This window comes from Colwellia piezophila ATCC BAA-637 (assembly GCF_000378625.1).
Classification (GTDB): domain Bacteria; phylum Pseudomonadota; class Gammaproteobacteria; order Enterobacterales; family Alteromonadaceae; genus Colwellia; species Colwellia piezophila.
Genome location: NZ_KB905172.1, coordinates 121,425 through 138,770, shown reverse-complemented (window position 1 = coordinate 138,770; position 17,346 = coordinate 121,425). Strand labels below are relative to the sequence as shown.

At 38.7% G+C, this 17,346-nt stretch carries 9 protein-coding genes; 4 read left to right on the top strand and 5 right to left on the bottom strand.

The window, feature by feature from the left end:
• Window positions 1-1,220: 1,220 nt before the first annotated feature.
• Together F580_RS0119690 and F580_RS0119685 are read right to left on the bottom strand one after the other, a co-directional pair.
• Window positions 1,221-2,435, bottom strand: coding sequence for a DEAD/DEAH box helicase (locus F580_RS0119690; protein ID WP_019029473.1), 1,215 nt, complete (start codon window positions 2,433-2,435; stop codon window positions 1,221-1,223).
• Between the two features lie 548 nt (window positions 2,436-2,983).
• Window positions 2,984-3,199: a hypothetical protein gene (locus F580_RS0119685; RefSeq protein ID WP_019029472.1), complete on the bottom strand. Its 216-nt coding sequence runs from the start codon at window positions 3,197-3,199 to the stop codon at window positions 2,984-2,986.
• Window positions 3,200-3,526: 327 nt separating this feature from the next.
• Between F580_RS0119685 and F580_RS0119680 the strand changes: the two genes are divergently transcribed.
• The 3 genes from F580_RS0119680 to metH all read left to right on the top strand — a co-directional run bounded on the left by F580_RS0119680 (window position 3,527) and on the right by metH (window position 9,550).
• Window positions 3,527-4,474, top strand: a complete 948-nt coding sequence (locus F580_RS0119680; protein ID WP_019029471.1) for a TolB family protein — start codon at window positions 3,527-3,529, stop codon at window positions 4,472-4,474.
• Window positions 4,475-4,861: 387 nt separating this feature from the next.
• On the top strand, window positions 4,862-5,800 hold the full coding sequence (locus F580_RS0119675; RefSeq protein ID WP_019029470.1) for a homoserine O-succinyltransferase: 939 nt from the start codon (window positions 4,862-4,864) through the stop codon (window positions 5,798-5,800).
• Window positions 5,801-5,857: 57 nt separating this feature from the next.
• Window positions 5,858-9,550 (top strand): methionine synthase, encoded by a 3,693-nt coding sequence (gene metH / locus F580_RS0119670; RefSeq protein ID WP_019029469.1) that lies wholly within the window; start codon window positions 5,858-5,860, stop codon window positions 9,548-9,550.
• A gap of 205 nt (window positions 9,551-9,755) precedes the next feature.
• Here the strand turns inward: metH and hpf are convergent, their stop codons facing one another.
• The 3 genes from hpf to radA form a co-directional block, all read right to left on the bottom strand.
• The gene (hpf, locus tag F580_RS0119665) at window positions 9,756-10,142 is read right to left on the bottom strand and encodes a ribosome hibernation-promoting factor, HPF/YfiA family (protein WP_019029468.1); all 387 of its coding nucleotides are present in this window, start codon (window positions 10,140-10,142) and stop codon (window positions 9,756-9,758) included.
• 217 nt (window positions 10,143-10,359) lie between these two features.
• Window positions 10,360-12,645, bottom strand: coding sequence for a S9 family peptidase (locus F580_RS0119660; protein WP_019029467.1), 2,286 nt, complete (start codon window positions 12,643-12,645; stop codon window positions 10,360-10,362).
• 322 nt (window positions 12,646-12,967) lie between these two features.
• A complete protein-coding gene (radA, locus tag F580_RS0119655) occupies window positions 12,968-14,356 on the bottom strand; it encodes a DNA repair protein RadA (protein ID WP_019029466.1) in 1,389 nt (462 codons plus the stop codon).
• Between the two features lie 479 nt (window positions 14,357-14,835).
• On the opposite strand from radA, the gene F580_RS0119650 reads away from it, so the two are divergent.
• Window positions 14,836-17,298, top strand: a complete 2,463-nt coding sequence (locus F580_RS0119650) for a PilZ domain-containing protein (protein ID WP_019029465.1) — start codon at window positions 14,836-14,838, stop codon at window positions 17,296-17,298.
• Window positions 17,299-17,346 lie beyond the last annotated feature (48 nt).

Genomic DNA, 17,346 nt, shown 5'->3' with positions numbered 1-17,346 from the left:
CACTCTTCGACGGACATAACGGTTGATCGTTCCTGATTGATTTGTTCTTGGATCGATAGGCTTTCTACGTTTATCCCGTCGACACTGAATGACAACAGTATGCTCATTATCAAGTGTTATTGATTCAATACACTGTCCTGGAAGTTGAAAAAGTGTTGAAGAGATAGTTGGCATGACTTGATCATTATTCAATTGGGTGAAAAAATAATATTAAATCAATATGATAGATTAGCCAGAAGATACAATTATTTGCATCAAAGCGGAGAAGAGCCCAAAATCTAATCCGAAACGTTGTTTCAATGTTATCTCTTAATGTCATCTTTGTGGTAGCTAGTGACCTTAGAGCAATGAACACTGGTTAGTTTTGCCCTCATCAAAAGCTAACGTCAAAAAAGTGGCTTGAGTTGACGTAAGCGATGGCTTTGTTAAAGGCAACTCTTCCGACCTAAGCGGTCATTAGGTTTTAGTGAGCTGTATGACAACTTCTTGCTAAAAGTAGACGTTAGCTTTTGAGTTACTAACGACATCTTAGAGCCTAGAGTAGATCTTTTATTTCTATGAAAGAGTAGATGTTGGTTGGTTGTTTTTGGGTTAACAAGGTGATCTAAATAACTGATGCCAACGGGTAATCACTTCATTCATTGTCCATGACTTCGCTTATTTCTCATCAATAAATAGCACCTAATGGGTGTGGTTACTCCCTCTCAAATAGACAAGGCATACGCACAGACATCAATCGCAAAAGCATCACTTAACCCATGGTGTTTATCTGCAACCCAACCACGCCGATGCTCATAAAATTTCCCAGCGTACTTATACCAATTCCAATAAGTTTCTTCCCACTCAGCGAGAGTTAAAAGGCTTAGAGGCAAGGCATTGATTGTAGATAATGGTTATTCAGGAGAATATGCTCCTGCATTCTCTATTAAGCTGCATCCATGCAGCGTCCTTATCAAAATCAATAACGCAGTATGTAAGCCATTTAAACTCGCCCTTTGGGAGCTTTCTAGCGATTAGATAACCGCACAGAATTTCTTTCATATAGAGTGACTATATGCAAAAAAATTCTATTTGTTCTCAAACCGCTGGCAAGCTCTGAGTGGGAACTAACTTAATGGAGTTGGTATTTCTTCACCACAAAGAAAGGCACACCTAACGCATCGTGAGGTGATATTTGTAGTCTAGCTGAAAACCTTTAGTTGGCTTATTTACGCCTGTCCTTATTTTCTCTTTGTTCTTGTTCTATTTGTTTTTTTAACCTGTTTCTTTTTCTTGTCTTGTATAGGCGCTTTTGAAAACTCTTTATGGAAAGGCTGTTCTGTAACAACAGGAATGACTTGCCCTATGCTATTTTCAATATTATTTAATTGCCTTATATCATTTTCTACAGCAAATGAAATGGCCATGCCACTTTTCCCAGCACGAGCAGTTCGCCCTATACGGTGTATGTAGTTTCTTGGATCTTCAGGAAGGTTATAGTTAATGACTAACGTAATATTATCAACATCAATACCACGCGCAGCAACATCAGTTGCAACTAATACTCTTAAAGTAGAATCTTTAAAGTTTTGTAACGCTTCTTCCCTAACTGCTTGTGTTTTACCACTGTGAAGGCTAGCGGCTGTTATTGATGCTTTTTCTAGTGCTTTAACAATGATGTCAGCGCCATACTTTGTTTTACAAAAGATAAGCACTTTTTCAAATTCAGCTTTTTCCAGAATATTAAATAGCAAAAATATTTTATTCGATTTATCAAGATGGTATACACTTTGATTAACCAAGTCGATAGTAACCGTTTCAGCAGTAATTTGAACTTTTGTAGGATCCGTTAATATTGCTTCTGCAAGAATTTCTATTTCAGCAGGCATAGTCGCTGAAAATAATAGTGTTTGTCGGTTTTTTGGCAATTTAGATATGATGTTTTGAACATCGTTAAAAAACCCCATATCAAGCATTGTATCTGCTTCATCTAATACAAATACTTCTAACGCCTTAAAATTTATATCGCCGGTTTCAATTAAATCCAATAACCTGCCAGGGGTGGCCACTAAAATATCAAGTCCAAGTGCGATAGAGTCAACTTGGCTCTGTCTTCCGACACCACCATAAACAACCTTCGTTTTAAGCCCCAAACCATCAGCGTAGTCATCAATATTTTGCATTATTTGCGAGGCAAGCTCTCTCGTGGGCGTTAGTATGAGCGAACGCGTGCTCTTCGCTTTGATATCTACTTTATTTCGTCCGAAATTATTGATAATGGGCAATGAGAAGGCCGCAGTTTTTCCTGTTCCCGTTTGCGCTATACCAAGAAGATCCTTGCCCTTAATAAGAACTGGAATACATTCTTTTTGGATCGGTGTGGGCTGTTTATAGCCCTTAAGTCTAACGCGGTCAATAATTGACTCTAAAAGTGAAAATTCTTTAAATTCTGACATGCTGGCCCGGTATTCTTTAATCAAGTGCTTATTATTCTAACAGAATGCTTTAACATATTTAAGACGTATTCAAGGTGGCTGTTTCTGACGAATGCTCACAAAATATCTCACAAAAAAAATAGTTCAGTAATCAAGTGTTCTGACACCTTGATTTTCGCCTTGATTTTTCTTTCACGGGTGGTTTTTTAACGGATTAGATAATTAAAAAATGGATGTATTGACAGTAAGCCTTATAGAGCAAAACATGTAGTTTGGATTTACCTTCGGCCTTAGGTCATCTTTGGTATTAAAGTGGCCGCCAGTTGGGATGATTTTGACTCGTAAGTAACGTCAGCTTCAAGCTCATAGTAGCCCCTAGATATTGCTGTAAAAAATCCACTTATAGAAACTAAAAAGCCATCTCATAGGACTGCTTGGTAGTAAATACTACCCTAAAGCCAATTATCTAATGACTATATTGTCGGACATACAACAAAACTCTCAGTTTAAGTGAAATCCTGCTTTTGAATTCGTATGATCAAATTCTGACTAATCCACCTACTCATTTTTTAATTGAAAAATATTGTTACTGTGATTATTGCCGTAACAATACCCAGTACAATGGTGAATTGTATCCATTTAGTTTTTTTTGTGGCTAAGATTTCTTCTTCACGAGCTTTGTTAGCTTCTTGAACAAACTTGGTCGTACCTTCATTCGCTTCCCGCATATTGGCAAGAGTTCTTGCAGCCCTCTCTTCCAATTGCTCTATTGTGTCTTTTACCATACGTTCCTCTTATTTGGGTTGATGTCCCATGAGTCAATTACATGATTAATAATAGGCGGATTAGGATATTATGCAGCTTTTCCTCTGAAATCGACCTATTAACTTCAAGGTAAGATCTGCAAAGTAGGAAAACCTGTCATTAGTTAAACTCATGCCAACGGCCGCTCAAAGCGTTCTATAGCCGTTCAGTTGCCCTATACACCTGATAAATACGGGGAGGTTAAAAAACAGCGAGAAATCAGCGAAAAATCAGTAAAACGTCATGTTTTCCACTTTGATGTCTTTATAATACCCCTAAACTTTTACTTACAATAAGGACTGTGCTCAATGCTAGCTAAAAAATTTTCGGGAATAAAATGCCTACTGCTTTCTATCTCTATACTTGGTTTAACGACTGGGTGTCAAACCAATAAAACAGCTACTTCTCAGCCTTTTTCCATTATTTATGGGTTTAAAGAAGCAAATAACAAATCAATTTATTTGAGCGATGAACAAGGGAAAACGCGCATAAAAGTGGTAGATGCTACTACCAATGACGGCTATCCGGCGGTTTCTCCTACAGGAATGAAAATTGCTTTTTATGGTAAATACGACAAGCGCAAAACTTGGTCTATTCACACGGCAGATATAGATGGAAATAATATCCGCCGCTTGACCAATGTAAAAAATGTTTGGGATAGTGCTCCAGCTTGGTCTACAGATGGAAAAACTATTATATTTTCTAGAGAGTACAAAGGCGTAAACGGAGACTGGCAAGAAGAGATTTGGCTTATGAACGCAGATGGGACTTCACAACGCCAAATTAATGCACTAGAGGGACGTGCTGCTGAATTTATGCAAGACGGACGAATACTCTTCCAGTCTAAAGCCAGCCCAAGTCAAATTAGCATTGCTAATATCGATGGTAGCAATGTGATTAAACTGACCAATGATGAATCGAATAATATGTCTCCAAAAATCTCACCAGATGGCTCGCAAATCGCTTACCTTTCAAATAGAGATGGCAATCAAGAGGTATACGTTATGAACATTGATGGCTCCAACCAAAAGCGACTAACTAGAAATAGTGTTGTAGAGTGGGGTCCAGCTTGGTCTACAGACGGTTCGAAAGTCTTTTTTTCATCGCAGAACGTTCATGGGTTTTACGATCTTTACAAGGCAAATAAGGATGGTTCATCTATTAAGAAAATCTTGAGTAATGCTTCTCAAGCAGCAACTGTGTATCACTTAGATAAAAGCTATTTAGAAAGGTTAGTGAAGGCTAGGCAACAATAAAAACAATATGGAATATGAGGCTTTTTCTGAGCGAGCGTTATTGGCAACACAGCTAACATTCAAAATATAGCCACCAATGATCGCTGTGGTGGCAACGCGGAATATCTATGATTTCAGTTCAAAAAGATGGTGAACTATAAGATAATTATTGTGATTAGTCTGGACTGTGTCTTTAGATGCCTTTTGATAGCTATATACAAAAGGGGCTAGAGTTATTCTCGCTCTTGACGGTTTTCTCTTTTTAAATGACGTTTTACATAGGGTAAAAAATTATAAGGGTGAAACAATCCATATAGACGTCTATACGTTTAGATGTTGACATCTCTAGCAATCTAAGTCACATTATAACTCTAAAATTATTATGTGCTTTTTTTGTTAGGTAGCGCCATGCCCATTAAAATCCCCGGTCAATTACCCGCTCTTTCCGTGTTAGATAATGAAAATATTTTTGTTATGTCTGAGCACCGTGCTGCCAATCAAGAAATTCGCCCGATGCAAGTGGCTATCTTGAATTTGATGCCTAATAAAATTGAAACTGAAGTACAAATTTTGCGAATGTTATCAAATACACCATTGCAAATTAATGTCGAATTTGTTCGCATTCATAAAAATATTTCCAAAAATACGCCAAAAGAACATTTAGATAGTTTTTATTGTTTATTCGATGAGATTAAACACAAGCAATATGACGGTTTGATTATTACTGGCGCGCCTTTAGCACTATTAGATTATGCTGAGGTGAGTTACTGGGATAAAATTTGTGAGGTGTTTGATTGGGCAGAGAAAAACGTCACTTCAACTATGTTTTCTTGCTGGGCTGCCCATGCGGCTTTGTATCACCATTACGGCTTAAACCGTCACTTACGTCAGCAAAAACTATCGGGGATTTATCTGCATTATCCTCTTGATAGCAAAGAAGAGCTTACTCGGGGTTTCGATGAGAATTTTAATGTACCACACTCTCGTTACGGTTATATCAATCAAGCCGATTATCAGGGTGTTGATGAACTTAATATTTTGGCGCAATCGCCTGATGCAGGAGTTTACTTAGTCGCCAGTAAAAATAAGCGACAAGTGTACCTTACCGGTCACCCTGAATACGATACCTCGACCTTACATGAAGAGTATCTTAGAGATCGTAAAAAAGATGCTGAGTGCAAAATTCCCATCAACTATTATCAAGATAACAATATTAATAATAAACCGGTCGGCTCGTGGCGCAGTCATGGTAGTTTGCTCTTTACTAACTGGTTAAATTATTATGTTTATCAAATTACGCCTTATCAATTAGATGCTGATCATATTAATTCTACACTAATGAAATAATACCTTAAGTATTGAAAATCACCCTTATTCTTAAAATAGTTACTCTTGGATTTTACAATGAAAAAACACCCATCTTTTGCCTTATTCGAACAGCAACTGGCTAAAAACATCCTAATACTTGATGGTGCTATGGGTACCATGATCCAATCGTACAAGTTTGAAGAACAAGACTTCCGTGGCGATCGTTTTGCTGATTGGCACAGTGATGTTAAAGGCAATAACGATATGTTAGTGCTTACTCAGCCTGAGGTTATTAAAGCGATTCACCTTGAGTACCTTGAAGCGGGCGCTGACATTCTTGAAACTAATACTTTTAATGCCACGACTATTGCCATGTCTGATTATGACATGCAAGAGTATAGTAGCGAAATTAACCGTGTTGCCGCTCAAATTGCCCGTGCAGCGGCCGATGAATACACTAAAAAAACGCCCAATAGACCACGTTTTGTTGCTGGAGTATTAGGGCCAACAAATCGTACCTGTTCAATTTCTCCGGATGTAAATGACCCAGCTTTTCGTAACGTTACTTTTGATGAATTAAAAGAGGCTTACATTGAGTCGACGTTAGCCTTGATTGAAGGCGGTAGTGATATCATTTTAATCGAAACTATTTTTGATACCCTTAATGCTAAAGCGGCCATTTTTGCCGTTGAAACGGTATTTGAGCAATTAGGTCAGCGTTTACCTGTGATGATTTCAGGCACCATTACCGATGCTTCCGGCCGTACTCTGTCAGGGCAAACTACCGAAGCTTTTTACAATTCACTGCGTCATGCTAAACCGGTTTCATTTGGTTTAAACTGTGCGCTTGGCCCGGTTGAACTACGCCAATATGTAGAAGAGTTAAGCCGTATTTCCGACGTTGCCGTCTCTGCTCACCCGAATGCCGGTTTACCGAACGCTTTTGGCGAATATGATTTTACCGTTGAGGATATGAATAAGCATGTAGAAGAGTGGGCATCCTCAGGCTTCTTAAATATTATTGGTGGTTGTTGTGGTACTACGCCAGAGCACATTAGAGGCATGGCTGACACGGTTGCTAACATTAGCCCTCGTATAGTGGAGTCGCGTGAAATCGCTTGTCGTTTGTCCGGTTTAGAAGCCTTAACCATTAACGGTGATAGTTTGTTTGTTAATGTGGGTGAGCGAGCTAACGTTACCGGTTCGGCTGTATTTAAACGTTTGATCAAAGAAGAAAATTACGAAAAAGCTGTTGCTGTCGCCTTGCAGCAGGTTGAAAATGGCGCGCAAATTATTGATATCAACATGGATGAAGGCATGTTGGAATCTAAAGAAGCGATGGTACGTTTTTTAAATTTGATTGCTGGCGAGCCAGATATTGCTAAAGTGCCAATTATGATCGATTCGTCAAAATGGGACATCATTGAGGCGGGTTTAAAGTGTATTCAAGGTAAAGGCATAGTTAACTCGATCAGCTTGAAAGAGGGTGAAGACAATTTCCGTAAACAAGCTAAATTAGTACGCCGTTACGGCGCAGCTATGATAGTGATGGCCTTTGATGAAGATGGCCAAGCCGATACCCGTAAACGTAAATATGAAATTTGTCATCGCGCTTATCATATATTGGTCGATGAAATAGGTTTTCCACCGGAAGATATTATTTTCGACCCTAATATATTTGCTGTTGCTACCGGTATTGAAGAGCATAATAACTACGCGGTAGATTTTATTGAAGCGGTTGGCGATATTAAGAAAAATCTACCTTATGCGATGATATCTGGAGGTGTTTCAAACGTATCATTTTCGTTTCGAGGTAATAACCCAGTACGTGAAGCTATTCATGCGGTGTTTTTATATTATGCCATTAAAAATGGCATGGACATGGGCATTGTTAACGCCGGCCAATTAGCCATTTATTCTGATTTACCGAAAAATTTAAAACAAGCTGTTGAAGATGTTATTAACAATAGTGATGATGACGCTACTGAGCGCTTGCTTGATATTGCCCAAGAATATCATGGTCAAGCCGGTGGCCAGGTTTCAAAAACTGACTTGACGTGGCGCGAGCTGCCGATTAATGAACGTTTGTCTTATTCATTAGTGAAAGGCATTAACGAATTTATTGTTGCTGATACCGAAGAGGCGCGCCTTATTGCGGTGCGTCCGTTAGATGTTATTGAAGGGCCGTTAATGGACGGTATGAATACCGTTGGTGATTTATTTGGCGCGGGGGAAATGTTTTTACCACAAGTGGTAAAATCTGCGCGAGTAATGAAACAAGCGGTTGCTCATTTGAACCCGTTTATTGAAGCGGCAAAAACTGAAATTAGTACCAATGGTAAAATCTTATTAGCAACGGTGAAAGGCGATGTTCATGATATTGGTAAAAATATTGTTGGCGTAGTATTACAGTGTAATAACTATGAAATTATTGACCTTGGTGTCATGGTTTCCTGTGAAGATATTTTACGGGTAGCAAAAGAAAAAAAGGTCGATATTATCGGTCTTTCCGGTTTGATCACGCCATCACTTGATGAAATGGTTCATGTTGCTAAAGAAATGAAACGCACAGGCTTGAAACTGCCTTTATTAATTGGTGGTGCAACCACGTCAAAGGCGCATACAGCCGTTAAAATTGAACCGCAATATGATGAACCTGTAGTCTATGTATCGAATGCCTCTCGTGCGGTTTCTGTGGTCAGTAAATTATTATCTAAGGAACACAAAGCCAAGTTCTTTGCTGATACGAAGGAAGAGTATGAACGGGTACGTATTCGTCATTACAAAAAAGGCCCTCGCTCAAGTTTAATTAGTCTTGAAGCTGCGCGTGCTAATGCGACCAAAATTAATTTTGACGATTACACGCCAAAAAAGCCTAATAAGTTGGGTATTACCGTACTTGATAATATCGATTTGAACGAAGTTAGAAAATATATCGATTGGACACCCTTTTTCATGACCTGGCAGATGTCGGGTAAGTATCCACTAATTTTAAAACATGAAGTGATTGGCGTTGAAGCAACGAGCTTATTTAATGATGCTAACGCCATGCTTGATGACGTTATAAACAATAAAAAAATATCTGCTAGAGCGGTATTTGGCTTGTTTCCTGCGAACAGTAATCAAGATGATATACAGCTATACACTGATGAAAGTCGCCAGGAAAAATTAATGAGACTTCATCAACTACGTCAACAAAGTAAAAAACCGGCAGGGCAGTTTAATCGCTGTTTAGCAGATTATGTTGCCCCAATTGATAGCGGTATTGACGATTATATTGGCGCGTTTGCGGTGTCAGCAGGTTTTGGTGTTGAAGATTTAGTGAAAGTCTTTGATGCTGATCACGATGCTTATAACTCTATATTATTAAAAGCGGTGGCGGATAGATTAGCCGAAGCCAGTGCAGAATATTTACATGAAAAAGTTCGTAAAGAATACTGGGGTTACGCTCCTGATGAATCCCTTGGTAATGATGATCTTATCAGAGAAAACTATCAAGGTATTCGTCCTGCACCAGGTTACCCTGCTTGTCCTGAGCATACCGAAAAAGGTTTGTTATGGCAGTTACTTAACGTTAAAGAAAACATTGATATGGACTTAACCTCAAGTTATGCCATGTGGCCAGGTGCGGCGGTAAGTGGTTGGTATTTCTCTCACCCAGAATCAAAGTATTTTGCCGTGGCAAAACTGGCTAAAGATCAGGTGCTTGATTACGCCGCCCGTAAAGGCATGACTATAGAGCAAGCTGAGCGTTGGTTATCGGCAAACTTAGACTATGAACCAGATTAGTATTAGTGAACTAACAATAAAAAGGCTGCACCATGAGAATGGTGCAGCCTTTTTGTTTTATCGTTAACTTGTTAACCTTTGACCTGTTAATAAAGGTTTTGGGTTTTGTTGGTAATTGCTTAACCCTTTGATTTAGCTTATTACCAACAGGTCACTAGCCTTGGTTTATGTTTAGCCTTACTAAGCTAAGCAAAGCAAAGCTAAGCTAAGCTGAGTGATATAAGTCTGTTTGTTGAACAACAAACTTATTGTTAAATTTGGCAGATAACACACCTTTGCGACGAGCAAGGGCAACTTGTAGTTTCTTAGCAACTTTGGCAATAGCCACATACAGTTGTTTGTCAGAAGCATTTACTGTTACTTTTTCACCTTCATATAGGGTGGTTACTTCAAGTTTTTGTTGATGCGTCTCTACGGTAATGGTCGAGTTTAGCGTCATGATTGACGGATAATGTTTAGAGATTTTAGCAAACTTATTTTCGATAGATTGCTTGATACCTTCAGTAATTTCAACGTGGTGTCCAGAAATTTCAATCTTCATAATCTTACCTCTTTTGTTATCTAAATCTTTATCTGTGTCGTTCTCTTCCATTTCATAATCCTCCTTCAGTGATAAAAATGCAATAGATAAAACAGGCTTATTTGCAATTAATTGTAAACGAGGTTATTGCCATTTTTGAGTAAAAAAAACGGCAAGTAACAGGGTTACTTGCCGTTGATTTTCTTTACCAAAACTAAATTAGTTGGCTTGGTAATAACATCAAATTACTGATGTTATTTACTACACTTTAAGCATAAAATGGTGACGTTTATTTAAAATGTCTATCAAAGAAGTCCATAATAGTGGCGTTTAAGTGCACTTTTACTTTTTTACCACGCATACTATGTTTACTGCCAGGGTAGGTCATCAACTCAAATAACTTACCTTCATCTTGCAAGGTTTTAATTAACTTTGTGGTGTTAGTAAACAAAACATTATCGTCAGCCATACCATGATAAACCATTAGTGGGCCACTCAAACCTGAAACATATGGAAACACACTGCTCTGCTGATAACCGTCAGCATTTACTTTAGGGTGGTTTAAATAACGTTCAGTATAATGGGTATCGTATAACATCCAGTCGGTCACTGGCGCGCCACTAACGCCTGCTTTGAAGTAATCGCCCGCTTTGAACATCGTCATTAATGCCATATAGCCACCATAGGAATGGCCAAAAATACCAATACGCTCTTTATCAACATAGGGTAATGAGTGTAAGTATTTAACGCCGGTGATTTGATCCGCAACTTCGACTTTACCCAGAGTTTCATAAATAGGAAACTCAAAAGCCGTACCGCGGTAGTTAGAGCCACGGTTATCAAGTTGATAAACGATATAACCCTGTTGCAACATATACTGAGTCATATCAGCACCTTGCCATTTGTTGGTAACACGTTGAGCTATTGGGCCACCGTAAACTCTGACAATAACCGGGTATTTTTTACCCGGCTGCATGTTTTTCGGTTTATAAAGCTTGTAGTACAAATCAGCTTGGCCATCATCTGACTTTAATGAACCAAACTCAGGCATCACTAGATCATCATAATAAGGGGCAACAGGGTGCTCAGGTGTTACTTTATTTTCAGCTAACCAAGTCACATGCTCACCATTTGCTCGATGTAAACTGACTTGTTTCGGGGTATTGGTATTCGAGAAACTATCAATGTAGCTGTCAGTGGTCGCGCTAAAGCTAATGCTATGAAAACCATTTCGAGTAGTAATACGTTGTACGTGTTCAGGTGACTTGCCATTGAGTGGTACTTTATACAAGTGACGTTCAAGTGGCGTATCAGCACGGCCGGTAAAATATACCCAACCATTTTTTTCATCAACGCGGGTGAGGGAGTCAACTACCCATTCGCCTTTTGTTAATTGTGAAATAAGCTGACCTTTTAAGTTGTAATGGTAAAGGTGCTTGTAACCATCACGCTCAGATGCCCAAATAAAGCTTTTATTATCATTTAAAAAGGTTAAATCTTTGTTTAGGTTTAACCAATGGCTAGATGTTTCAGTTAATAAGGTTTTTTGACGGCGTTTTTTCAAGTCGTAGGTTTTTAATACTAAGTGCTTTTGATCACGACTTTGTAATTGATACGATACTTTTTTACTGTCACTAAGCCACTTTACCCGTGGGATATATATGTCTTGGTTGTCACCGAGATCAATAAAGCGAATTTTTTTGCCTTTGATATCAGTAACCGCTAGCTGAATATGGACATTGTTGGTGCCTGTTGCCGGATAACGTTGTTCAATCAACTCAATTTTTTCCGCATATATCTCATTACGAATAACGATTTGAACTGGGGTTTCATCAACACGTAAAAAAGCGATATGTTTTTCATTGGGTGACCACCAATAGCCGGTCATGCGAGACATTTCTTCTTGAGCAACAAACTCACTCATGCCATTTTTAATGGTGCCACCACCATCTATAGTTAATTGACGCTCTTCACCTGAGGCAATATTTAACACATAGATATTTTGCTCGCGAATATAAGAAACATAGTTGCCTTTGGGTGAAAATTTTACATCTGTTTCAAATTCCGCTGTTTTCGTTAAGCGTTTCGAGATTTTACTCGCCAAATGGTAGTAATAAATATCACCATTAAGGGGGAATAATAATGCGCTACCATCCTGAGAAAATTGGTATTCCATGATGCCAACACCATAAATACGCTGGCGTTCACGACGGGCTTTTTCTTCATCAGATAAAGTCTCGGTGCCACTAAAGAGTGATTGTGAATCGACCAGTAGTTTATTTTCTTTACTGGTTAGGTTGTATTCCCATAAATCGTATCGGTGTAAATCTTCTGCTTTACCTTGTAAGTAGGTTACACGGGTACCATCAGGCGAGAACTTTAATGACTTTGGCGTTTGACCATTTAGAGAAGGAGAACTATAAATTCGCTCAATGGTTAATGGTTGCGTCGTAACCGTGGCGGCTATAACTTGTATTTTCTCATCATTATCGATTTTATTGTTTGCACTGGCACTGAGTGGTAACGCTAATGTACAAGCAAGCGCAAGCAATGCTTTTTTAAGGGGAAATTTCATAAGGAAGTTATCTTATTAAGTTATTATTTATGTTTATCGAATTTAATTATTTAATTGTTTTTTTTAGATAAGCTAAACAGGTAATGGTGTACATTGTGCTGATGATATTTATGTTAGTTAGTAGCTATACTGTCAACACGCGTATGGTCAGCACTTTAGCAAACGAGGGTTTGTTAAACTAGCTTTGCGTTAAAAAAGACGGAACTTTATGTGAATTTTGTCTCTAAAAATATAAGTAACAGCAACAAGTTGCCGAAACGATTCGAGGAAAGTACGCTGCTTATAACACAGAAGCAGCGTGTTCACTCGATGTTCCCTACCGTTACTTTATCAATTCAATGAGCTCATGAATGGTTTTTACTGCGTGTATGTTCGCACCTAAACCTTCCATGGATTTATGATAATTACGATAGGGGATATATATTTCAGTGAAACCATGCTGAGCCGCTTCTTTAACGCGGGGTACGCCGCTGTCTATTGGTCTAACATCACCGTTTAAACTTAACTCGCCCATAATGCAGGTGTTACGCGGAATAATGAAATCATTCAAGCTACTTAACAGCGCTGATACCAAGGCGAGATCAATACAGGTTTCCGACTCATCTATTCTTAGTCCACCAACAATATTAAAAAAAGTATCGTGAAATATCTTGGTTTTGGTGTGTTTTCGTAAAATGCCCGTTAACATTTTAATTCTGTTCATGTTCAAGCCGACACAAACCCGTTGCGGAAATTCTGCCTCCGTTTCAGTGGTTAAACATTGAATTTCTAACAGTAGGTTGCGGTTACCTTTACGAATACAGGTGATGGTTGAGCCGGGAGATTCAGTGCTAGAGCCAGATAGAAATATTTCACTGGGGTTATCTACACTGAGCATACCGCGTTCACACATTTTGAAAATGCCAACAGTGTCGATATCGCCAAAGCGATTTTTATTAGCTCGAAGCGTGCGGATTTGACCATCATTAGTATCGATATGTAAAAGCGCATCAACTATGTGTACTAAGGTTTGTGGACCCGCTATTTCATTGTTTTTATTAACATGGGCAATAATAAACATAGTGACATTGTTTTGTTTGCAGTACTGTGTGAGTGCTTGCGCGCAGCTTTTTACTTGCGAGGGAGAGCCTGGACTACCATTAGCATTTTCACTCACTACGGCTTGAATAGAGTCAATAACGGCAAACTTAATTTTGTTTTTATCTAACTCGTCAATGATTGACTCAACACTGGTTTCAGCCAATAGGTATAAGTTATCTTCGTCATAGTCTAATTTTAATCGGTGCACACGGTTCTTAAACTGAGAAAGAGATTCTTCGGCAGTACAATAGAGCGAGGCTGTGGTCTTGGACATACGAGCGATAAGGTCAGAGAGTAAGGTGGTTTTACCTGCGCCGGGATCGCCAGAAATAAGGTTGACCGAGCCACTAGTTACGCCACCACTTAAAACACGATCGAGCTCGCCGATACCGGTTAATTTTTTTTCTGCATCGGTGGCTTCTATCTCGTTAATTTTTTTAGAGCCGCCACCAATTAAACCTGCATAGCCTGCAGTTCTTGCTGTGCGTGTCACTGAGTTTTTACTGGTGGCTTTAGGTATTTTCATTTCAACCAAGGTATTCCACGCCCCACAACGGCATTGCCCCTGCCATTGAGAGAAGTTCATGCCACAATCTGTACATACAAACTCTAATTTTGCTGCTTTTGCCATTTAGACTTTACCTACCTTTAAACTATCCGAAGAGGGGAAATAATGCGCTTATTACCCATGTACTTATTACCATGAACTATGCTGACTACGTTATCTTTGAGTCGAACAATACCGACACTATACGATAAAAAAGCAAGGTAATGCCTATAACCTTGTTGGTAGGCATAGAAATTGCTTGGTTTATATTGATAAAGTCGGTTAGATTATAATGATTTTGATTTTTTTGTCTAAGCTAAAATAATGATAAAAATTGTAATACCCGTTTCATTAAATTTGTGATCTTGTTGTGCAGTGGAAAAATAAATCAGGGCAAGGCGCTCGATTGAGTAATAGCTGGGGTGTGTGATTGAGAGCAACACTGACATGGCGTATTTTAACCAGCACACGTGAGCAATAATTTAGTTAAATTGGTATAAGCCTATGATTAAGTAAGTTTTTGCAATTTAAACAGCGAGTAAACGAGAAGTTAATAATAAACTATGAATAAGAATTTCAGTAAACACCATAAAATCATTGAAAATTTTCGAGGTGTAGTGAGTAAGCCTAGTTTTGACGACAGCTTCATTGCAGCAACGGGACACCTCACTAGAAACGAAAGGTTTTTATTGAAAATGGAGTTAAAGCGCCTAGGTGCTGTCTGTACTCGTGCCATCGATTTGCGTGGCTTGGTTGATGGCGAGTGTCAGTTATTTGACTTTGAAGGCCAAAGCCATTTTTTAGATGATGTTGCTATTAGCGCTTTTAAGGAAAATGTTGATATTTATGGCGGTTATACGTTTGGAGTTTATGAATTGGTCAAAGACGCGCAAAATAGTTTTCGTAATCTTTATCAAAATGACCAGATCTCGCCGATAAGTGTTGAGCATAACAGAAAGATTTCATCAGTAGAAAAAGTGCAATATCCAGCCAAATTACAACTGTTGGCTAACTATCCTAATCGCTCAGAAGAGCGTATGAACTTTGCTATTCCAATTACTTTAACGCTGAAAGATAAGCAACAGCTGCACACCACTAGTGTCGATATTAGTGTTAACGGTCTTAAATTTAAGCTGATGAACGAAGTCCCGTTATTTAAAGGTGATCAGTTAACCATAGCGTTTACCGGTTTAGAGCAAGAGTTTCAATTCAGTAGAGATGGCTTGTTAACATTTGAAGTGAAAAATGCCTTACGTGATTCAGCTACTCAGCTTATTGGCTGTCAACGCACCGCTATTCCTGAACATGACAGCTTTTCACAGTTTTTGTCTGGCTATATTCAAGGCAATAAACGCCGTTATAAAATTAACTTAGATAATAGCTTAGCCGCCTTACAAGCAAGAAGCCTTGAGCAGTACGCCTTAGTGAAAACAAATGAGTTAGTTGTCTTTATGCAGGGAAGTAGAGGCGCGGGCGGGACCGATATTACGCCACGGTATGCGTTAACGACTAATAATAATAAAAAGATATATCATTATTGGCAAGATGATAAAAAGCATTCCACTTTGCACTACCTGATGAATACACAGAGGATGAAGAATTTACAAACCTTACCACAAGGCAAGAGTTTACTGGTGTTTAGCTTTATTCATCGACATAAGGGTCGTACGTTTTTTTACACAGTAGATGAAGTGCAACTCAAGCACGATAAACACTTTTTTAAACAGTTTTTAGCTTTTTCGGCCAGTAAAAGTACCTTTTCGATAACCGCGTTAAAACTCCAGCCGTTAAAGCCAACACAAGCTTATTCACCCTTTACTTTAGCAACAGCAATGACTAAACAGCAAAGTTATTTAAATCCGCCGTTAACCGACGAAGTGCAGGCCCTTATTGCGAATTTACCTTATTTGGTAACGGCTACTGATATTACTAGCACAACGGCTATCAGTGATTATCAGTCACTCGGTTATGTAGGTATTGATCTGGAACGACTTAAAAGTTTTGGTCATAAATATGGCGAGAAAAAAAATCGTATTGATGAAATTGCGCTAGGTTATGGTCATCAACGTCAAGAAGTGCGTTTTAAATATAAAACCCCGGTAAGTATTGACTCGGACGGAGGGAGTTGCGTTGGACAGTCAGCAGATTTTTCTGTTTCTGGTTTGAAAATAGATCTAGAAAACCCAGCGGTACTTCCGAAAGACGATATTATTTATTTAAGTTTTCCAAAATTACAGAAGATCACTTCAGCATTTGATCTGAAAAAATTACCTTATAAAGTGATTCGTATTAGCCAAGATAAAACCGTGGTCAACCTACGGGTATCCGTTAAAGAGCATCAACATATAGGACGTTCATTTTTTAAATTATTAATTAATAAAAATAAGGATAAGTTAACGCCTGACGAGTACGCCATGTTAACACCTGGTTTATCTGGCGCATTAAGGACCTTATATGCGGTGAATATGGTAACGCCAACCGCGATGGTACAATCAAGTGGCAGTCGTTATAAAGTTGAACGATTAGTCGTAGGGCAGCACGCCTATCAAAGCCATAAAAACCTATTGTCAGCCATGTTACGGCTCAGTGATCGAGATGGTTATTATAACCTTTATCCATTGCTTGCTAACTCGCAGGTCAGTAATTTACTTGATCATCAAATGAAGCAACTATTAGCTAGTGAACCTGCCATTAGTGAGAGTATTTACATTGCCATCAACCCAAGTAAAACCGATATCGAAAAGTCAGTAATCATAAAGCTAGCCAGTGACTTTGAGACGCCAGAAAGCAGAAGCTTCTTTATAAAAAAATCGTTAAAACAAGGTGACTTTTATAGCTTGCAATTAAAACTGTCGCGCAGTGATGAGGCTCACATGGAACATTTAAATCCAGAGTTGGCTTATATTGGCGGTTATGCAATACATAGAGGTAAACAGCTTGAGCAAGAAATATATAGTGTTGCTGGGCTTTTTCAGCTAATTGATGTTACTCAAGAAGCATTATTGAGGTATGAGCTGACAAATTAAACGGTGACTGCTAAAAATGATGGCTACTAAGTGAGTAGCCTTGATGCG